This is a genomic window from Hominilimicola fabiformis, assembly GCF_020687385.1.
GTDB lineage: Bacteria > Bacillota > Clostridia > UBA1381 > UBA1381 > Hominilimicola > Hominilimicola fabiformis.
Genome location: NZ_JAJEQM010000011.1, coordinates 1 through 22072 on the forward strand (window position 1 = coordinate 1; position 22072 = coordinate 22072).

The window sequence follows — 22072 nt, forward strand, 5'->3', positions numbered from 1 at the left end:
TTTGCTTATCTGCCCAAATAAAACTAAGTATTTTATCATAGAAAAATTAATTTTACAGAAATAATCTCACACTCTCTTTTAACGTAAATTAATCTAAAATATACACTACACAACTTCTTCTGCCGAAGTCGTTGGCATTAGAATTGTAGCATAAATCAATCTTGTTACCCTTAATTGCACCGCCGGTATCTTCAGCACTTGCAACGCCGTACGACCATGAACCGTCGGCTGATGTTACATACACTTTTGAACCCAACGGAACAACGCTCGGGTCAACTGCAACTATACCGTATCCAAGCGGATTACCCATTGCAGAAACCGTATAACCGCCGTTTTCTGACGGTGAAGTCGAATAAGCTGTAGCAGTCATTGTGATTTTCTTCTTATATTTATATCCGTTTACAGTACCGCCGTTATCGCTTACTGTCGACTTTGTCGCAAAGGTGTCCTTAACGGTTGTATTCTTAGGTGCAGGTGTAGGTTCCATTGTACCTTTTGCAATAACTTTGTTACGCATTTCAGTTGTAACTTGTTCGTCTATCACCTCTCTTGTCGCCTCTTGACCGTCTTGGTATGTAACCTTGTAAGTGATTGTTTTCACACCGTCTTGTCCTTCGTCAACGACTTTTTCCTGTCCCTTGATCAAAGTCGCGTCATCAACATATTCAACACCTTTAGGAATTACTTCCGTTTCAGTTTCGTCTGTATGGCTTACCGATACAAGCTCGATTGTGTCACTGCTTGCAACAGTTTCGCCGTTGGCTGAAATTTGGTCATATTCGCCCGGAATATATCCTGCCTCAACAAGTGCGTCCTTAACGTCCGCCTTTGTTACTGTTACAACTTCTTCCGATTCACCGACTTTAATTGTAACACGCTTACCACGCTTGATAACAATATTTTCATTATCCTCAACAGGCTTTTCTGTTGAAACATTAATCTTATCGGTATCCGAAACATTCACGCCGTGTTCTTCAAGAGCACCCTCAACGCTTTCGCTTCTTGTCTTTACAGTTTTTGTTTCATTTGTTCCCGCAAATTCGTTTATTTCCGTAATTGTGATTTCCTTCGCCGATGCGCTGTATACACTACCGAATATTACCGTCATCATTGCCACAAGCGTAATAATTGCAATCGTACATCTTCTGTGTTTTGCTTTCAATTTTGCTTTTTTCTTTTCTTCGCGTTTTTCACGCAAATTCATTATCATTTCTTGTTTTGTCATCTCTTGTGTAGTCATAAAAGTTAAACCCCTTTCATTACTTGTTCCATAGTATACTACAAAATTGTTACATTGTCAAGCTTTTTATTACATTTTTATTACAAAATAATTTCAAATATTGCAATATGAATAAATATATTACTCGACTTTTCCCACATATTACTATTTATATGCACGATATTTACATATTATTACATTTATTTTTGATTAATGTTACAAAAATAAAGCAGGTATATACTTTTTCATAGTCGGAAATAATGGAAATAAAACAAATTGAAATGATTGGAGATTAGTAATGAAGGAATTGACAAAGAAAGTAGTTATTTTAAATAATTTTTCATCACCGTATGTGAGCCAAGCAATAATAATTCTCAAAGACTATAATCCAAAACTTGAAAGCAGAGCAATAGCAGACGCGGAAACAATAGTCAGTCGCTACATCGAACGAATACAAAAAAACGGACAACCCACAAAGGCTGTCCGCTCGAAATCTAAAATATTAAAAATATTGATTTGCTTAATTTTGATTGCGTCAATATGCTTTGCAATCAAATATCTTTCTTAAATTATTTGAAATTGCTGTCCATATAGTCAATATATTCAGTATATTTTTGAGCTGTTGAAGTCATTGAAGAATATGAGAAATCATAATATACCGCAATTCCGTTTTTCAACACGCATTTTCTGTGGTAAACAGTATCATCTGTTGTCACAGTGACTGCATACCAATCGTCACCGGCACGAGAATATGAAACTTCGCCGCCCGTTTGACGTGCATAGTCACGCATAAGGTCAGACGGAGCACCGCTCTTTCCCTCTTGCGAAACAGTCATAGTTGCACCGCCAAGCGCATCAGTCAAGTTAAGTTTTTGATTTCCTGTTGTCGGATTTGAATTAAAAGTAGACGGATAAACGCATGTTACACCGCTTATTGTCATTTTTGAATAACCGTTTTTGCTTGCTGAATTTGACGGCGATGATGTTGATGATACGTTGTTTGCTGTATCTGTTGGCATATTCGTTGCACTTGCAGGCGAATTTGTTGAAGTAGGAGCAGTGCCTAATCCGTTATCGTTCGGAGCCATCATATTATAGCCGATAATCACACTTACTATTGCGATAAGCAGTGCTACGATTATGAAAATCATAACACTTCCCTTACTTTTTCTACGTTTTTTATTACGGACTTGTTTTGCCTCTTTTTCCTGTAAACGACGTTTACGATTAAGACGTTCAGCCTTCAGTTCCTCGATTTCTTTGCGTTTTGTAGTTTGGCTGTTCTGGTTGTTTTTTCTTACTGATTGACCACATCTGTCACAAAAACGTGTTCCCTCTTTCAGTTGTCTGCCACAATTTTTGCAGTACATAAAACCCCTCCGAAATTACTTTTTTGCTATCTAAACTATTATACTATATATTGTATATAAATGCAAGTAATTTTCGTAATTTTGTTACATATAGATTACACATTAAACGCAAAATACGAAATATTTTTGAAATATTTGTTATTTAAGCGCAAAATTCCATATTTTTATTATAAGAAATTATCATATCATTTACATTTATCGACAAATTCTTCCCTCTATGATATAATAACATTCTGAAATGGTTGCAAACCATGCTGACACCACCTTAAAGGGGGTGTGCATATGAGTGAAGCTATTGTTTATTTAACTTTGGTTTTACTGCTTTGTATAGTGATAATAAAAAAATAGTTACCTATCTCACAAATAGGTAACTATTTCGTAGAAAATATTTCTTTCTACTAAATTATTAACATGCAGCATGGTTTGTTTACCATTTCTTTTATTATATTATCACACAACGCTAAATTTGTCAAGCAAAAAGAACGGTCATACGACCGTTCTTTTATTGCTTTATAAATTATTCAGTTGCAGATGTTGTTGCATCACTTTCTGTTACCTTGATATTATCAAGCATTGCACAATGGCTGTTGTTTATATAACCAAAAATATCAATTTGTGTTGCTTTTAAGTTTTCTGTTGTTGCATCAACAAAAGCCACATCTGTTGCTTTTGCTATTTCTGCACCATCTGCTTTATTTGTGATAGTATAGCTTACTTTCTTTGTTGATTGATTAACAACTACATTGACATGCATCCATTTATTTGTATAGTCACCTATAGCTTTAGAGCTGTCACCTTGAACTAATGCATTAGTTTTATTCGATCCTAAATTAAATATAGCACCTGTTGAATTGTAAGTAACTTTTGTACTACCACCAGTAGTTCCTCTTGTTGTTGCATCACCAATGCTCAATATTGCTCTACCACCGTTTGTATTATAATAATCAAAATCAAATGTTACTATATCTTTTGTTACTGTATCTGGTAATGCATAATGTGCAAATGAATATCCATTACCTGCATTACCTGCACAAGTGAATCCGACAACTTTTGAATTTAATGTAGCATCATCTTCAATTTTTACTGTAATTCTTGAATCTGCTTTGAATAATGGCTTTTCATCTTCAAACTTTTCATATACATTATATGATGCGTCTTTCTTGACAACAATTACAACTTTATTTTCTCCTGCTGCCAAAGTAATTTTATCAGTACCACCTGATACATAACTATATACATCATATAGTCCTGTGTCTGAATTTGTTACTACTCTTTCTGAAAGATATGATTCAGGAACAGTAACTTCATCTGCTTCAAATTTGTTATCGTCTTCAGTATATACGTCAACAGTTTCAACTACACCTGTTGTTTCATCACCTGTTGTATATATTGCCTTTAAAGTACCTTTGCTCTTTGCAACAACTTCAAAGTCTGCTGTTGCAGATATTTCTGTATCAGCGATTGTAGCCTGTACTTTGTATTTTCCGCCTATAACTCCGTTTGTTACTGATACAACACCATTTTCTACTGCAATATTAGCCGGTGTATCAACAACAGTCCAATTTACAGTCTTGCCTGTCATTACACGACCATCTTGGTCTTTAACTGTTGCTGTAAATGTAATAGGGCTTCCAACTACAACAATGTTATTTTCAGGAGACGTAATTTCAACTTTCTTTGCTTCATTTGCAACTACAGCAACATTTTCTGCTACAGCTGAATCTGCAACTTTTATAGAACCTGTTTTAATTGCATAATCAGCACTTGTTACTGTATATGTGTAATCACCTGATGGTAGAGCAACTTTTGCTACACCATCAGTATCAGTTGTTTCTGTTGCTACAACTGCATCGCCATTCTTAATTTCAACAGTTGCTTTTTCAACTTTTGTTTCGCCACTTGCAACATTAAAAGTTACCGCTTGACCTATTGTAAGAACTAACTTTGGAGCTTTCTTAACAACCTGTGTTCTTGCTGTTCCTACAGCTAATTCTAAAGAAAGTTTATCTGTTGTTGCAGACTTTACTAATGATGTAACAGGAACATTTGCTGTTACAAATGCACCGTGAGCTTCAGTGGAGGCTGTAGTTGCATCCTTTGTTCCTGTCCATACCTTTGTATCTGTTAAACTATCATTTCTTATACTTTGATAATCTGTATATACTGCTGTTGACGCATCCCAATCATTGCTTGAAAGTGCACCTATAAAGAAGTAAGAATCTACCCAACGTTTTTGATTTGCATCATAGCTTGTTGATGCAACATCAAAATTCAAATTAGCTGAAACAACTCTATCCTTATCTACATCTGATAGACCTGCATATCTAAGAAGTGTTGTTTCATTTGTGCTAAGTGTACCATCTTTACCCTTTGCCCATTGACCTAATTTTAGCAATTCATCACTGCCATGAGCTGTTGTGTCATCAGCTTTTACCCATGTTGATGCTTCTGCATCAAAAACTTTCATTGTTGGGTCTGCTGCATATGCAACTGTTACTGTTACAGGGTATGTAGGCATTGTGAACTTGCCTTCTGCTACAGTTACTGTTGTTTCGGCATCGTCTGTCTTTGTTACTGTAATTGTCGGATCAGCAGCAAGGTAACCCAAAGCAGGTGTTTTAGCTGTTATTGTAAGTTCTGTACCTTCTGCAACGCTTGTCAAATCTGTTGCGCCTGTTACTGTAGCAGTACCGCCTGTTACTGCAGTAGTTACTGCACTCTTAACTTTAGCAGTTGTTGTTACTGTGAATACACCTTCTAGATTGCCGCTAACTGTAATTTCTTGAGGAGTTACTGTTAAATCTTTGTAATCATCTTTAGCTACAGCTGATACTGTATATGTACCAGCTTTAACACCTGTAAATGTTACAGCTGTATCTTCGATTGTACCTGTAATTGTATTTTCAGCTTCTGCTTTATCTGTAAGAGTTACAGATTTAACACCTGCGTCTACAGTACCTGATACTGCATAAGTAGGAACAGCTGTTGCTGTCGGAGCCGGTGTATCTGTCGGAGCAGCTGTTTCTGCCGGAGCTTCTGTCGGCTCAACTGTCGGAGCACCTGTTTCTGCAGGAGCTTCTGTCGGCTCAACTGTCGGAGCACCTGTTTCTGCAGGAGCTTCTGTCGGCTCAGTTGTCGGAGCAACTGTTTCTGCCGGAGCTTCTGTCGGTTCAGCTGTCGGAGCCGGTTTAGCTGTAGCTTGAGCGGCACCGTTCTTTATTGTATAAGCACTTGCAAGCGGTGTCATAGTCTTTAGACTATCCCAAACCATTATCTTATCATTTGTTGTGAATGCATCTAAATCTGTTGCAGGAACTGTATAAGCTGTACCTGCCGTTAGAGCAACATTAACAACTTTCTTAACTGAATCCAATGTATTATCAGTTCTGTATGATGCTTGAACAAGAACTGCATCTGTATCCTTATCTGATGTCAATGTAACTGTATTTGCATTTTCATCAACGCTCATTGTAACCTTTGCAGGTATCGGAGCAGGTGTCGGAGCTGCTGTTTCAGTTGGAAGATACTTAGCATCAAGTGTATCTGTAATCTTATATGCAACTACATTATCAATCAAGGCTTTTGAATAAGCTGTACCACTGTCTGACTTTGTATTTTCAACTGCGAAGCTTGGAAGATGAGTTACTTGAGCTGATGTTGAACCGGAACCAACCTTAGTACCCTTAACTGCAGGGCTAAGTTTACCTTCACCATCTTTATATTTACCGTCAATAAATACTCTGTATGTACCTTCTGATACTGCAACAACTACAGTGTGCCAACCTTCTGTTACCTGAATACCGATTGGTGTATCACCGTTTGTATATCCGCTTGCATCTTCGGTTGTAATAACTGCAAGTATATCTCTTGCACAACCGTTACCATCAATATTTGTTGTGTTGTCAATCAAGAACAATCTCGGAAGACCACCTTCATCAGTACCCTTTGCGGCTGAAAGATATGTTGTAAATCCCATAATTGCAGTTTCGCCTGATGAAATTTCTTTTGTATCATCAAGAGTTACAACCGGTCCTCTACCATTTGTTGAGAATTGGTTTGCAGCAAGTTTTAGTGCATTATCGCCTGTAGCAACCTTTGCGATTGCGGCATATGTCTTTGTATCAGCACCTGTACTTCTTGAACCAACTTTAACTTTCATACCATCAACAACTGTTTTTGCATCTTGATCTTCTGTTTCGATTGATGCAACAGTTCCTACAGTAGCATTGTTAAAGTCAGCTGTATAAGCATCTGTTACTGATGCCGGGGCTGCAAGAGTTTGCGCTGAACCGGATACTGTTTCAGGTTCAGGAATTGGTGTGGCTGCTGCTACAACGCCTCTCAAACCATCTGTTGTAAGTGTTTCTGCCTCACCCGAATAAATTTTGATGTTATCAAGGCATACTTCACCAGGTCCTGTAACACTGTCATCACCACGACCGGCTGTTACATAAATAGTATCAAGTTTTGTTGCACTGTTGATATAATCAACACCATCAACTATTTTATTATTATTTACATCTATTACTGTTACTTTAGCTACATCACCTTTAACGTATGTCTGTACTCTAACCCACATATCATCAGCAATGCCTGTTACTGATGTATTATCAGCAGCCAATGTTTCTGTACCAGGGTCATTTACGATTGTACCGTCAAGTTGGTATCTTGCAGACAATGAAGATGCCACACCTGCTGTATATCCTTGACCTGTTTCAGTACTTGAATTACCGCCTGAGAACAATGCACCGTATGGGCCATAGTCTCTGGAGTCTTTAGCTGCATTTGACGAATCGATGAATGCAACTTGAGTATATCTTCCGTATCTACCCATACCATTTGACTTATGAAGTCTTGCATCGTATTCGATTGTGTAGCCGTCAGCACTTGTTAATTGTGCATCTGCAGGTAAAGTCAATGTTGCAGAATATGTACTGCTGCCATTAGCTTTAATTGAGAAATATTCACCCTTGTCATCACTCACTTGTGCAAGAGTTCCATTACCTGAAAAGCCTGTGATGTCACTTCCATCAAAGGTGTAAACAGGTGTTGCCGCGCTTGCTGTTACTGTCAAGCCTGCGAAAGCAGATGCTGACATAGCAGCGGCGCAAAGTAATGAAATTAGTTTTTTACTTTTCATTTCTTCTCTCCCTTTCTTTCCTTAACTTGTTTCCAAGTCTTGTTTAATTTAACAGGTACAGGATGTCGATTTGAGTAAATCTGCACAATCCTAACCCATCTATATGGTATATATTGTATCATATTTTTTTTGTATGTGCAATATTATTAAGAAACTTTGAACAAAAATATTGCACAAAAAAGCACATCATTTTTTATATAAAATGCAAAATTCAAGTTGTACATTTTTTATTTTTGTAGATTATTTTTACCAAAAAAGACCGCTTTCGCGGTCTTTTTTGGATTGTTTAGTATTCCGTTTGCAATTCACTTGCAAAGTTTATTCTGTATATTGGTCTGCACTGAATATTTCTATATTATCCATTGATACAGAACCGCCTGATGATTTACCATACTTACAATATAGTCCCGATAATCCTGTTGCACTTGTATCAGCCATATCAACTTCACCGTCAAAATAAGTTTTACTTGAGTCAAGTGATTTTGCTACTACATTTACTTTGTGTGTTGTAAAATCACAAACTGCAACTACCGATACCCATTCATTATTCGGAATTGTAGTCGTTTGTCCGTTTGCTGTGATTGCACCGTCCTTTGTTTGCTTCAAATACAAAACATATCCGCCTGTACAACCATAATTTTTATTTCCATCATTATAAGTCATATTTCCCGAATGAACGGCAAATTCATTAGGATCAATATTTGCTTTTGTAAACTTAATATTCATTGCATATACAAGTCCATTATCAGATGTATATGTTTCTCCGAATGATTTTTCTCCGCCTCTTGAATTAGTATTTGCTCCAAATCTCAAATAATTGCCAAGACTTGAATTTTCATCATACTCAACCGTCATTGCACTTTGTTGATTTGCACTAACCCATCCGTTTGCTGCCAACGTTGATGTTGTTAATGTTTTGAATGTTTCATGATACAAATAATTGTATTTATCCGGTTCAGATACTGTAAACACCGCCGTAAACTTCGCAGTGTCATGTGCTCTTACAGTAATTTCACTTGTGAATGCAAAGTTTTCATTACTGCCGTCCTTACGCCAAGCCAAAAGTTCATAGCCTTCATTTGCAGTCGCAGTCAAAGTCACCATATCGTTCATATCTACTGTTTTTTCAGTAGTTCCTGCTTCTCCTATATATGCACTTCCCATTGTATTGTCGCTTGATTCTACTGTAATTGTCTTTTTAGGAAGAGCTTCTTGTTCAAGAGTTCCTACCTTCAAATCAGATATTTTAACATCAACTGCCGCTTTACTTGCCGATAGCAAGAAATAAGTAAGTTGTGTAGGTGAAACTGTACCAAATGTACTGTAATTACTAAATTCATATGTAACAGGGTCGAAACCGTCTATTTGAATAGTGCCTGTTCCGTTATCCATATCAAGAATATATCTTACAGTTGACCATTTACCCTTATTTATTGAGCCTACTTCTTTACCACCAGCCTTAATTGAGCCGTTACTTGCCACATTAAATAGTGTAATTGACTGTTTTCCACCCGGATTTCTATTATCTATACCGTCTGTCAAGCCGAAATTAAGATCTCCGCCCGAAACGTATGACAAATCCATTTCTATAAGGTATTTTCCGCTTGTGCCTATTACTGTTTCCGATGAATCGTCTGCCACATCAAATTTCTTTGAAGCATAGAATGAACCATCTGAACTGTTATCAGCTTTCTTACCTGTCGATGCAAACTCGGCATATCTTCTGTTTATTACATCATCTGCACTTTCTGCACCAAGTTTTCCGGTATTTACAGCACTTCCTGCCAAAGCCCAATTACCGTTTCCTGCCAAATCTTCATCACCGCTATAAGTTTTACCTTCGTAATTAAAGTTTTCCGATATAATCGAACTCTTTATTGTCATAGGTTCATATACGGCTGAATATGTATCCGGATTATCTGTATCAACTATCAATCCTTCATCTCCACCCGCATCTTTTGCTCTGTAAACTACTGCAGTGTATGTATCACCTTCACCAAGAACAAGACCGTCTGTTGAAGTTCTGAATTCCGTAATTGTTTGTGTTCCGTTTACAGTGTTGTCAACCTGTGCATTTGCATAGATTTTACCCTTTTCTGTTCCGTCGGAATTTTTAATGGTAATAACTACAATACCGTATGCACTCATATCCTTTTCAGATACCGAATGTTTCAAAACATCAACAGATTGTATTGTTCCGTCTTCTGCAAATACTACATTTTTTATAGTAGTAGGATATTTTGTAGGTAGCAACGAAACATATACATCAGGATATGCCTTGTTAGGTGCAGCACCTGCTTTTACAACAGTTTCAGAAACTTCATACGGTGTTGCGGTACTTCTCATACCTGTTACAAGAGGTTTTATTGAATTTGCTTCTACTTCTGTAATCGCCGACTGAGCCTTGTTAGTTTGAAGTTTTAGTGCTTCTTGCATAAATAAGTATGCACCGTTATCGGCACCAGCGTCATTAGGGTGAGTACCGTCAATTCCGCCGCCTCGTACTCCACGGAAATAGTAGTCAACTGCATTTTTCTCATAAACTTCAGAACCGCGTATTTCCTTTACCTTTGCTCCGGCAGCTTTCATCCAATCAAGCCAAGGTTGATTTAGGTCAATAAATACTACATCCTTTGCTCCGGCTGCAGTAATACCCTTAGCAATAACCGTGTCTGCATACTCATAACCCGCATCTAATCCGTCTGACACTGCCTTAGCAACAAATTTATCTGCTTCTGTTTTTCCGCCTGTTATAAGCACTTCTGTATAATATTTTGCAGCTTTACTGAATCCGTTAAGTGTTGATTTCCATGTATTTGTTTCTGCATCAAATTGGTCTGTGTTATGACGGTCAATAGGTCCTACATAAATCGTTGTTGCTCCTACAGAATGAGCCTTTTCATAATACTTCGGTATTGCTTTTAAATATCCCAAAGGTCCGTCATCCTTATGGTTATGTCCGTATTGAACATATACAAAATCGCCCTTACCGATGTTTGCATTTGCCATATTCCAGTGTGCAGAATCAGTTGCATTTATACCTCCGTCACCTTGATTGGATATAGCAACTCCTGTCGGCAAATATTTCGATAAGAATGTACCTGTTCCGCCATAGTTTTGTAGCGGGAAGAACGGTTGTAATGCAGCATAATCACAGCCTGTTGAATCTGTATACATCCAAACAGTAGGACACGCTTCAACTTCTTCAACTTCTATCGCTGAAATTGCAACATTGTCACCAACTGCTACTACATTTAGCATATCATCAGCATATTTAAAATCTTTTGCTCCGTCACGTCCTTTTATGTATACGTTTTGAAGTGTTGCAGTAAATTTAACTTCCTTTGTTTCTCCTGCGGCAATTTTTTCTTCTGTTATAATAGGATGACGTCTTTCAGAAAATACAGTTGCAACAGCGTCTTTTGTCTGATTCAATCCCGTAACATAAACTTTTACTTTATAATAATGGTCATTTTCCGCATCCATACTGAAACGAATAGGATAATCACCCTCTATTGCAGGCTCGCCTTTTATCGGAGCACCGCCAACAGCCCCCAAAAAGTCATCTGTTGCAGATGTAACCGTATTCTTTTTACCTGAATTTACAACAACAACCTGTCCTTCTTGAGTATCTATACCATCGATATGAGTTCCTACTTCATATGCCTTTTCATCAGTTCCTAACAAACCAAACTTTTTACCGTCAGATGTCTTTGTGGTGTTTGTTGAATATGCGGTATCTTTTGTTACCGAATAATATCCTGTAGCCACATTATCGCTGTCGCCAAAGTCAAACTTCCACATTTTTCTCGGAACATTTACAGGCTCGATAAGCAACGGACGCATATTTTGCAAACTGTCCCAAAGCATTATTCTTGCACCTGAAGGTACGTTTATTTTACTTCCGTCAGACACCTGCTGATAATCAAGTTTTTGCAATGTACCATTATCAGAATCGTAAGATGCAATAATCGCATATGCATTACTCGATGAATGAATTGTTGCAGTATTACCGTCAAGCGTTACTGCATAGTTTCCGCCTGTGGTATCGTCTGCACTTGCCGTCATAGGCAATACGATACTTCCCGCAATCATTGCCGTTGACAATGCCGCACAAAGCAATTTTTTTAGATTGTTTTTCATAAAACCTTCTCCTTTTTTATAAATTTCCTCTCTCAAATTTGCCGTTATAAATTATATTATCATATTCTCTCAAAAAAGAAAAGCAGATTAATAAAAAAAGTAGTTTTTTTATTAAATCTGCTCTGTTTTTTTACTTTTTCTTTCTAAGCATTGCACCCTCGCAAACAGGCTGTGCCGTTTTAAACTTAACTATCTGCTCCGCATGGTTTGCAACTTCGATTTCGTTACCGTTTTCGTCGCACATACTTTCAACCGTCTGTACGAAAAACGGTTTCATAGGCTGAATTATCTCTATTTCGTCCCCCTTAAAGAAACGGTTTCTCTGCGTAATTGTCGCAATACCCGTTTTTTCATCATAATCCTTTACTATGCCGATAAGGTCATAATCTCTGATATACGAACTTGACGTGTAAACCTGTGAATTTTCATCCGGCTTGCCGAAATAAAAACCTGTTGTATACGGTCTGTGACTGACCTTGCAAAGCTCTTCATATTCCGCTTCATTAAACACATAATTTTCGGGATCGGCACAATATCTGTCAATCTCACGTCTGTATGCTCCGACAACCGTTGCAACATAATAAGAAGTTTTTACTCTGCCCTCGATTTTAAGGCTCGCAATACCGCTTTGCACAAGCTCAGGTATATGACGGATTGTACACAAGTCCTTTGAATTAAATATAAACGTACCTCTTTCGTTTTCAAACACGTCCATATATTCACCCGGTCTTGTTTCCTCGACAAGTTTGTAATTCCATCTGCACGGATGTGCGCAAGCACCCATGTTTGAGTCACGTCCCGTCATATAGTTTGACAAAAGACATCTGCCAGAATACGATATACACATAGCGCCGTGTATAAATGCTTCAAGCTCCAAGTCCTCAGGAATTTTCTTTTGAAATTCCGCAATTTCTTTAAACGACATTTCTCTTGCAAGCACGACACGCGTCGCACCCATCTTGTACCACTTTATTGCCGAGCGATAATTAATGTTATTTGCCTGTGTACTTACATGAATAGGTATTTCCGGTGCAAGTTCCTGCATCATATCAAACAATCCCAAATCTGCCACAAGCACTGCGTCAAAGCCGTAATTCTTTATATCTTTGACAAACTCCTCAAATTCTTCAATATCATCATTATGCGGAAGAATATTTGCGGTAAGGTACACTTTTTTGCCTCTGTCGTGAGCGTACTTTATACCCTCCTGCATATCTTCCTTTGAAAAATTTTCCGCCGCAACACGCAGCGAAAACATTTCACCGCCGATATACACCGCGTCCGCACCGTAATCTATCGCTGTTTTCAATTTCTCCAAGCTGCCGCCGGGAGCTAAAAGTTCTGGTTTCTTCATAAATATATTCCTACCCTTTATTATTTCTTTACCGATATTGTAACACCGTCACCAAGCGGTAAAAGCGATGTTTCAAGTTCCTTATGCTCCATAAGCATATCAATATATTTTCTAAGACGTTTAACTATTGTGATTTTTCTTCTCACAACGTGGTTATCATCCGCTGTCATTCCCTTGTAAAGCACATTGTCGGAAATAAGCACACCGCCTTTTTTCAGCAATCTCACGCACTCGTCAAGCATATAAATATAATGTGCTTTCGGACCGTCAAGGAATATCATATCAAAAACTTCATCATCGTCAATATACGAAAGATAATCCTTTGCGTCTGCCTCAATAACCGATATTTTTCCCGCATATCCCGAAGTTTTAATATTCTCCCTTGCGATACGCACCATATCTTCGTTACATTCAAGTGTTGCTATTTCGCAGTCATCATCTGTAGCCTGTGCCATTAATATAGAAGAATACCCAATCGCACAACCTACTTCAAGTATTTTTTTCGGTTTAACCGTTCTGCACATCACCGACAAAAACCTTGCCGTTTCAGGCTCTACTATCGGAACACTGTTTTCTTCCGCATATTTTTCAAGCGAGTGCATAAATTCATCGTTATGCACTGTTTTCGCACGCAAATATTCCGTTATATACGGCGGAACAATCGCGTCTTTATCATATTCTATCATTTATCAAACCTCTTTATTGTTTTAAACTGTCTTGATTTTCAATCGCACTGTCATCGACCGAAATATTTTGCTCAGTACTCTGCATTGCCGCAAGGTGTTCTTCATATGTCTTTGAAAAGATATGCGAGCCGTCCTTGCCAAGAACAAAGTAATACGCATCGGTTGCCTCCGGATAAAGTGCCGCCTCTATACATTCCGTTCCCGGATTGCATATAGGGCCTATTGGGAATCCCGCATACATATATGTGTTATACGGCGAATCTATCTGCGTGTCGGCAATAGAAAGTACAGGCTTTCTTTCACCTAAAATATACTGTACCGTTGCACACGATTGGAACTTCATACCCGAGTTTCTTCTATTATAAAATACTCCCGCAACTTTTGCTCTTTCCGTTCCGCTGTCCGTTTCACGTTCAACGATTGACGCCATAGTTATAACTTCATCAACCGTCAACCCAAGCTCTGTCGCACGTTCATAATACTCCGGTTTAAACTGATTGTCAAATGCCGCAAGCATTAAATCAACAATATCGTGTGCCGACATTCCGTTCGGAATTTCGTACGTTGCAGGGAACAAATACCCCTCCATACGTCCGTCACGTTCAGGCAAGTTTTTCAAGAACGCATAATCATAATCGTCTGGATTTAAAGCCGCATAAAAGTCCTGCCAGCTTACAATGCCTGCCTCATCAAGTTTCTGTGCTATCTGCTTGATTTCATAGCCCTCCGGTATTGTAATTTTCGCAGCCTCACGGCTCGGCGTTATTATAAGATTAAGTATGTCACTGTAACTCATTCCGTCATCAATCGTTGCCGCACCCGGCTGAAAATTACCGTCATATCCGCCGAGCTTTGACTGCACCTTAAACAAAAGCGGATACTTTATTATGCCGTTGTCCTTTAACAGTTTTGCAACAGATGACGTACCGTCACCTTCTGCAACCTCTATTCTCTTACTTCCTTCTTCTATTGAAACACCAAGGCTGTCGCTTAATAGTATGCCCGTTCCCGCAAGACTCAAAACAACTATAACAGCTATGATTATCACAGGCACTTTCCATTTGCCGTAACCTGTTTCATGCACCTTTACTGCCATAAAAGTGTCCTCCTTATTAATACATATTACTGCTATTCTATAACAAAATACACTTTTCGTCAAGTTTTGCGTTTTTTTTGTCAATTTATACGATAACTTTTCTTTAATTTTTACATATTCATAATTGAAAATTTTGAGAAAGTATTATATAATATTAATATGAGATTATTTTTAAGGAGGAGTTATCAATGGGATACAAGGAAACCTACAACCGTTGGCTTACAAGCGACGTGGTTGATGATGACACAAAAGCAGAGCTTAAATCTATTGAAAACAACGAAAAAGAAATAGAAGAAAGATTTTATCGTGAACTTGAATTCGGTACAGCCGGTATGAGAGGTATTATCGGAGCGGGTACGAACAGAATCAATATATATAACGTAAGACGTGCAAGTCAAGGTGTTGCGAAATACGTTCTTTCAAACGGTGAGGACGCCGCAAAAGCAGGTGTTCTTATTGGTTACGATACACGTAATTTTTCACGCACATTTGCTGAAGAAACAGCTAAGGTTCTTACCTGTGCGGGTGTAAAGACTTATCTTTTTCCTATCGTTCATTCAGTTCCGGAAGTTTCATTCGGTATTCGTGAACTTGGTTGCAGTGCCGGCGTTATGATTACCGCCAGCCACAACCCTAAAGAATACAACGGTTACAAGGTATACGGTCCCGACGGCGGACAACTCCCTCCGGACGCGGCTGATGTTGTTGTTGCCGCAATCGACAGCTACGATATATTTGACGACGTTAAGTTTATTTCGCTTGACGAAGCAAAAGAAAAAGGCTTGCTTGAAATCGTAAGCAGTGACCTTGACGAAAAATTCCTTGACGTTGTTCAAACACAACAGCAAAATCCCGAGGCAGTAGCAGAAGTTGCAGATACATTCAAGCTTATCTACACACCTTTCCACGGCACAGGCTCAAGACCTATCAAGGCAATACTTAACCGTATGGGCTTTAAAAATGTGCTTGTCGTTAAGGAACAGGATACAGAGGACGGTAATTTCCCGACTGTTAAGTCACCTAATCCGGAGGACAAGGAAGGTTTTGAAATCGCTATAAAAATGGCAAAGGAAAATGACGTTGACGTTATCATCGGTACAGACCCCGACTGTGACAGAGTCGGTATAGTTGTTCGTGACGCCGACGGCATATACAGAACACTTACAGGCAACCAAACAGGTGCTTTGCTTGTTGAATACATACTTTCATCAAAGAAAGCCAAAGGCACTCTGCCTGAAAACGGCGTTGTTATCAAGACAATCGTTACAACAGAGCTTGCCGCCGCAATCGCTCATTCATACGGTATCGAAATTATGAACGTGCTTACAGGCTTTAAGTACATAGGCGAAAAAATGACAGAGTTCGCAAAGACAGGCGACCATACATATCTTATCGGCTTTGAAGAAAGCTACGGTTATCTTGTAGGTACTCACGCACGCGACAAAGACGGCGTTGTTGCGACAATGCTTATCGCAGAAATGGCTGCTTACTACAAAACAAAGGGTAAGTCACTTTACGAAGCACTTATGGATATATACAAGAAGTACGGATATTATTCAGAAAAGACAGTTTCATTTGTAATGCCGGGTAAAGACGGTATGGAAAAGATGTCACAGTTACTTACAGACCTACGTCAAACACCGCCGACAAAAGTTGCAGGTATGGACGTTGTACTTTACACCGACTATCAGTCACAAACAATTAAAGATACAAAGGGCAATGTTTCACCTCTTAAAGGTTTGCCTAAGTCAAACGTATTGAAGTACAACCTTTCAGACGAAAAGACTTACTTTATCGTAAGACCGTCGGGAACAGAGCCGAAAATCAAGTTGTATCTCGGCACATTCGCAGAAAGCTTTGAAACAGCCGAAAAGACTATCGAAAAAGTTCTTGAAGATTGCAAAAAACAACTTGGACTATAAACCAAAATGCCTTTCTCAAAGAGAAAGGCATTTCAGATTGTAGACAAAACCGTTATGGTTTTGTCTACTTTGTTCTTGGGTGTTTGAGGTGCAACCTCAATTTATAATCATTTTTGGCGACCTGTGCGGCAGAAATGGCTTAAAATCTAAAGTTTCGACTTTGGAGGAACTTTATGATTTTTTCTCTAAAAACACTCAAAAATTACATCACAAGATGTGATTTTTGGAGCTGTCGACATTTTGTCGACAGACTCATTAACTTGTGGTATCATTAAATTATATTACACTTTGGGGTGATTGCAATGGGGAAATCATTTAATCAAAAGCTGAAATTACTGTACATAATGCAGATGTTAAAGGAAAATACAGACGAAAATCACGCAATGTCCGCAAATGATATTATTTCGGCACTTGCCAAGCAAGGTATAAGTGCCGAACGCAAGAGCATTTATGATGACATTGAACGGCTTAAATTATTCGGTTGCGATATTTTGAGCAGAAGAAGTGAGCCGAAAGGATATTATCTTGCGTCAAGAGATTTTGAAATTGCAGAATTGAAGTTATTGGTTGACGCAGTTCAATCTTCAAAATTCATTACAGAAAAGAAATCAAATCAGTTAATTCACAAAATCGAACAGCTCGCCAGCCGTCATGAGGCTCAAACGCTTCAAAGACAAGTCGTTGTTTCAAACAGAATTAAGACGATGAATGAGAGTATCTTCTATAATATAGATAAACTTCATTCCGCAATATCTTCAGATGTTAAAATCACTTTCAAATATTGTTCATGGACGCTTGCCAAAAAGCTTGAACCGAAAAAGGACGGTGCAAATTACACCGTAAGTCCGTATATTTTGATATGGGACGATGAAAATTACTATCTGATTGGTTTTGATGATGATAGCAAAGAAATACGCCATTACCGCGTAGACAAAATGCTTAACATAACAATAACCGCCGAAAAACGTGACGGCGGTGACCAATTCAGCAAATTCGATATAGGAAACTATTCAAAAAGAACATTCGGTATGTTTGCAGGTGACGAAAACACACTCGAAATTGAATTTGACAACAACCTTATCGGTGTTGTTATGGATAGATTCGGCAAGGATATTATTTTAAACTCAAATACCGAAAATACGTTCGTTGCCAAATTAAATGTAAATATCAGTTCACAGTTTTACGGTTGGCTTGCAGGACTCGGAACAGGTGTAAAAATCCTTTCTCCGCAGTCTGAAGCCGAAAAATATTTAAAATATATTAAGGATATATCCTCAAAATATACACATTTTTGATGTTTTGTTATATTGTATCCTGTAAGCATATAACTGTTAATACATTTAATGGTTATTTTTTCTTTCACTTTTCATAAAAAACATTTCGTATTAATCGGATTTTTTATCTATTTAATGGTATTATTATTCATTTTGTTGACAAATCAATCGACTGTGATATAATGTAGCCAATGTACAAAGTTGTGCATTTATTTTTATACCGCCGGGTATAGAAATAACGTATCTGGAAATAATCATATTGATATTTCCGAAGGATAGGAGGTTTTTACCATGAAACAATTTTCTTATACAATTCAAGGTGAACACGGACTTCACGCCAGATGTGCCGGCAAACTCGTACAAAAAGCACAAAATTTTACGTCGAACATTAGCATTGAATATAACCAGAGAATTGAAAACTTAAAAAGACTTTTTACAATAACTTGTCTTGGCATCAGTAAAGGTGATTTCGTTACAGTCAAAGTTGAAGGTAACGACGAAACTGAAGCCGCAAATGTTCTTGAAAATTATTTTAAAGAAAATCTTTAAAGACAAAAAGCACGTCTGATACAGTCGTGCTTTTTGATTTGTTTGCACAAAAAAATCGAAACAAGCATAACCTGTTCCGATTGGAGCTAATGGGGGGAGTCGAACCCCCGACCTACTGATTACGAATCAGTTGCTCTGCCAACTGAGCTACACCAGCGAAAATGAAATATAAGAGAGAGCCGAAGCTCTCTCTGTAATATTTTTAGTTAAACAAACTTTTAGCAATCGTGCTGACTGCTTTTCCGTCTGCTCTTCCCTTAACTTTCGGCATAACGTATTCCATAACCTTACCCATGTCTTTCATGGAGGTTGCTCCTACTGCTTTAACGCCTTCTTCTACAATCGGACGTAGCTCGTCCTCTGTAAGCTGTTTAGGAAGATATTCCATCAAGCATTCCATTTCCTGTTTTAACTGAGAGATTAAATCCTCTCTGCCACTCTTTTCATATTCAGGAAGAGAGTCCTTGCGTTGCTTTAATTGCTTTGCAATTACCTCCAAAATATCCTCGTCATCAAGAGTTACTTTGTTGTCCTTTTCAACCTGCAATATTGCAGTACGGACAAGTTGTACTGTATTTTTGCGTACAGTGTCTTTGTTTTTCATTGACGATTTTAGATCTTCTGCTAATTTTTCCTTTAAAGACATTATCGTCATCTCCTTATGTTGCTAATTAAAAATTAGAACTTTCTTTTTCTTGCAGCTTCTGATTTCTTTTTACGCTTTACGCTTGGCTTTTCATAGTGCTCACGCTTTCTGATTTCAGACATGACACCTGACTTAGCACATTGACGCTTGAATCTGCGAAGTGCGCTATCTAATGATTCATTATCTTTTACTCTTACTTCAGACATTGTTTCCCCTCCCTCCGGCAAGTCAATTCTAAAAACGGACTTGATGGACTCAGTTATACACTGTTTGTACAACAATATCTATTATACCTTATTTTACATAGATATGTCAAGATATTTTAGTGATTTTTATAAAGATTTGTTTGTTTTTTTAGCTGCCGACAAATTTATCGGCAGCTATATTTATTATTTCAATGTTTTTGACAAACGATACATCACTACGCAGGTCCAAAGTTTTGTATCATCAAGCCCCAATCCGCTGCCTGTGCCGACAATTATACCGTTATCCACGCACCACCGAACAGCCTCTTTTGCCCAGTCGGGCATATTATCATCGATATAATTATAAATCATAGGATTTTCGATTTTGTAAACCTCATTCTGCAAAACATCAACTCTTGCAGTCTGTTCCGAAATCATTTGTTTTAATTCTTCATATTGCGACATTGTAAGTTCCTCCTCCATTTTTTCGCCGACTATCGCGTCACTTATTGCCTCGGCAATTCTGTCTGCGCCGACTTCATTATATAAATCCGCGTCCGATTCGGTGTCGACAAAGCACACTTCTATAAGCATCGACCTCGCATTACTTCTGCGAATGACATACAAATTTGAGCCGTTTTTTATACCTCTGTTTATAAACCCAAGCTCCGCCATATTTTCACATACCAGCTCCGCTTGTTTAAAAACTTCTCCGTTATAGGTATAAACCTCAGTTCCTCTGCCGCCGCCGCTGTTAAAGTGTATCGAAACGAACAAATCAAGCGGCTGTGCATTTGCTTTATCAACAATCTTTTTCAAATTTCCGCTTACCGTAGAAGAATAATCATCAGTGCAATCAACCACCGTAACACCTTTTGCCCTGAGATACTCCATTACTTTATAACCGACTCGGCGCGTTTCGTTGCTTTCGTTAAGGAATCCGACCGCACCGCTGCCGACTGTACCGCTGACAGTGTGTCCGCAATTTATTCCTACTATCATATATCTCACTCCCCATATATTATATTCACTCACTGTCCGCACTGTTACTGTCACGAATTTGGAGCAATATATCTTTTATTGATTTCGGCATTCGCGGGTAAATCACCGCCACATTTTCCAACACACTTATACCCTCATTCGCTACGTAAAACATAATAACTATTTCCCGAATTGCAACATTGTCACCTGTAATCTGTTGCAGAACATTTGAAAGTGCTACTATAATTAATATAGTAATCTTTTTGAGTAATCCTTTAAACCCAATCTCACTTGACATTGTTTTTGTATAAATTGCTTTAATAACACCTGTCAAACAGTCAAGCACCATTATCACCAACAGTGCCCACAAAATACTGTCCCATTGACCGAAAATTGCGGCGAAATATCCGCCCACAATTCCGATAACCGTACTTGTCCAATTAAAAATCTTATCCATAAATTACTCCTCCGTTTTATTTATTTTCAGCTTGATTTTTTAACTCCGCCACCGTTTTTACAACCTCGATCGGCTCTTGGAAACCATAACTGCAAAGTGCATTATACATTTCATAAACATCGCTGATTATGTAGTCAAGTCCCGGATAATTAACTGAATTGCTTTTTTCTAAACCTCCGGCCACCCACTTCAGCAAATCCGTCACACGATAACTTGCATCTTTACCATTTACAATATCATTCGTGCCGACTTTTCCGCTTACAAGTTCATTTATTGCCCCAACAAACGAATCTCTGTTATTCGTTTTGAGAGCGTCAAGCGTGTTCAATCCATCAAATTTGATTATACCAGCATATATTTCGGCAACTTCCGCTTTCATATATGTTACATTCATCTTTGCAACATTACCCGATTCAGGCTGTTCCGTAACCTCCAAGCCCAAAGTACCGTTATCGCAGTCATATAACAAATTAATCCACTTTTCTCCTTCTTCACCTTTTTCCGCCGAAAACGAGGCAGAAATCGGTGCTGTTTGTATATATGCACGTCCGTCCCTAAAAATTTTAGTCTGCACGGGTAAGCTGTTTATCGTTACTGTACCGTTTCCGTTTCCTGCATTTATGTTTATAATAAAATCAGACTTTTTCAGACTGTGTGTTATCTTATGCGTAATATTCTTTTCTCTTCCGTACAACTCGGTTTTGTCTGCTTTTTCAAAAAATCTTGACTTGTTTTCTTCATTATCTGCCTGTCGCTCCATTTTTTCATATTCGATACGACCGCTCAATTCATCATCCGCCTCTTGACGCGAATTTACCTCGTTTGAAATTTTGATTTCAAGCGAATTGTCCGCTTTCTTTCTGTCCGACGTTTCCTTTGTTATTTTCTCAGTCAAATCATTACCTATATTCACACGTTGATTTATTTCTTCACTCAAATTATCCTCTAACGCATTATATTCGTCCTGCACCGTCTGAAAATTCGATTTCACCTGTTGCCACCATTTTTTCAGCAAAGTTTTTCCGTCAAAATTAAAATCTAATTTCATTC

At 38.2% G+C, this 22072-nt stretch carries 16 protein-coding genes and 1 tRNA gene; 4 read left to right on the forward strand and 13 right to left on the reverse strand.

Going from position 1 to position 22072, the window contains the following annotated elements:
* Window positions 1–88: 88 nt before the first annotated feature.
* Window positions 89–1240, reverse strand: a complete 1152-nt coding sequence (locus LKE05_RS08555; RefSeq protein ID WP_308456545.1) for a resuscitation-promoting factor — start codon at window positions 1238–1240, stop codon at window positions 89–91.
* Between the two features lie 277 nt (window positions 1241–1517).
* Here LKE05_RS08555 and LKE05_RS08560 point away from each other — a divergent pair, with 277 nt between their 5' ends.
* On the forward strand, window positions 1518–1787 hold the full coding sequence (locus tag LKE05_RS08560; RefSeq protein WP_022229328.1) for a hypothetical protein: 270 nt from the start codon (window positions 1518–1520) through the stop codon (window positions 1785–1787).
* A gap of 1 nt (window position 1788) precedes the next feature.
* Here LKE05_RS08560 and LKE05_RS08565 read toward each other — a convergent pair whose 3' ends face one another.
* The 6 genes from LKE05_RS08565 to mltG form a co-directional block, all read right to left on the reverse strand.
* Complete coding sequence (locus tag LKE05_RS08565; protein WP_308456546.1) at window positions 1789–2589, reverse strand: zinc-ribbon domain-containing protein; 801 nt, start codon at window positions 2587–2589, stop codon at window positions 1789–1791.
* Window positions 2590–3106: 517 nt separating this feature from the next.
* Entirely contained in the window at window positions 3107–7729 is a 4623-nt protein-coding gene (locus tag LKE05_RS08570) for a hypothetical protein (RefSeq protein ID WP_308456547.1), read from the reverse strand.
* 318 nt (window positions 7730–8047) lie between these two features.
* A complete protein-coding gene (locus LKE05_RS08575; RefSeq protein ID WP_308456548.1) occupies window positions 8048–11872 on the reverse strand; it encodes an InlB B-repeat-containing protein in 3825 nt (1274 codons plus the stop codon).
* Between the two features lie 130 nt (window positions 11873–12002).
* The gene (locus LKE05_RS08580) at window positions 12003–13226 is read right to left on the reverse strand and encodes a peptidase U32 family protein (protein ID WP_147514707.1); all 1224 of its coding nucleotides are present in this window, start codon (window positions 13224–13226) and stop codon (window positions 12003–12005) included.
* Between the two features lie 20 nt (window positions 13227–13246).
* Window positions 13247–13912, reverse strand: coding sequence for an O-methyltransferase (locus tag LKE05_RS08585; RefSeq protein WP_308456549.1), 666 nt, complete (start codon window positions 13910–13912; stop codon window positions 13247–13249).
* Between the two features lie 13 nt (window positions 13913–13925).
* Window positions 13926–15008, reverse strand: a complete 1083-nt coding sequence (mltG, locus tag LKE05_RS08590; RefSeq protein ID WP_308456550.1) for an endolytic transglycosylase MltG — start codon at window positions 15006–15008, stop codon at window positions 13926–13928.
* Window positions 15009–15196: 188 nt separating this feature from the next.
* On the opposite strand from mltG, the gene LKE05_RS08595 reads away from it, so the two are divergent.
* From LKE05_RS08595 to LKE05_RS08605, 3 genes are all read left to right on the forward strand, one after another.
* Window positions 15197–16930, forward strand: coding sequence for a phospho-sugar mutase (locus tag LKE05_RS08595; RefSeq protein WP_022228872.1), 1734 nt, complete (start codon window positions 15197–15199; stop codon window positions 16928–16930).
* A gap of 302 nt (window positions 16931–17232) precedes the next feature.
* Window positions 17233–18225, forward strand: a complete 993-nt coding sequence (locus tag LKE05_RS08600) for a helix-turn-helix transcriptional regulator (RefSeq protein ID WP_308456551.1) — start codon at window positions 17233–17235, stop codon at window positions 18223–18225.
* Window positions 18226–18495: 270 nt separating this feature from the next.
* Window positions 18496–18753, forward strand: coding sequence for an HPr family phosphocarrier protein (locus LKE05_RS08605; protein WP_022228874.1), 258 nt, complete (start codon window positions 18496–18498; stop codon window positions 18751–18753).
* 81 nt (window positions 18754–18834) lie between these two features.
* Here LKE05_RS08605 and LKE05_RS08610 read toward each other — a convergent pair.
* The 6 genes from LKE05_RS08610 to LKE05_RS08635 all read right to left on the reverse strand — a co-directional run bounded on the left by LKE05_RS08610 (window position 18835) and on the right by LKE05_RS08635 (window position 22070).
* Window positions 18835–18910, reverse strand: a tRNA-Thr gene (locus LKE05_RS08610).
* A 45-nt stretch (window positions 18911–18955) separates the two neighbouring features.
* Window positions 18956–19399, reverse strand: a complete 444-nt coding sequence (locus LKE05_RS08615; protein WP_022228875.1) for a GatB/YqeY domain-containing protein — start codon at window positions 19397–19399, stop codon at window positions 18956–18958.
* Between the two features lie 32 nt (window positions 19400–19431).
* Window positions 19432–19605 carry a 30S ribosomal protein S21 gene (gene rpsU / locus LKE05_RS08620; RefSeq protein WP_022228876.1) on the reverse strand — a complete coding sequence of 58 codons (174 nt, stop codon included), beginning with the start codon at window positions 19603–19605 and terminating at the stop codon, window positions 19432–19434.
* Window positions 19606–19788: 183 nt separating this feature from the next.
* Window positions 19789–20586 carry an N-acetylmuramoyl-L-alanine amidase gene (locus tag LKE05_RS08625; protein ID WP_117966630.1) on the reverse strand — a complete coding sequence of 266 codons (798 nt, stop codon included), beginning with the start codon at window positions 20584–20586 and terminating at the stop codon, window positions 19789–19791.
* A gap of 25 nt (window positions 20587–20611) precedes the next feature.
* Entirely contained in the window at window positions 20612–21022 is a 411-nt protein-coding gene (locus LKE05_RS08630; RefSeq protein ID WP_022228878.1) for a phage holin family protein, read from the reverse strand.
* 16 nt (window positions 21023–21038) lie between these two features.
* Window positions 21039–22070, reverse strand: coding sequence for a hypothetical protein (locus tag LKE05_RS08635; protein ID WP_022228879.1), 1032 nt, complete (start codon window positions 22068–22070; stop codon window positions 21039–21041).
* Window positions 22071–22072: the final 2 nt, after the last annotated feature.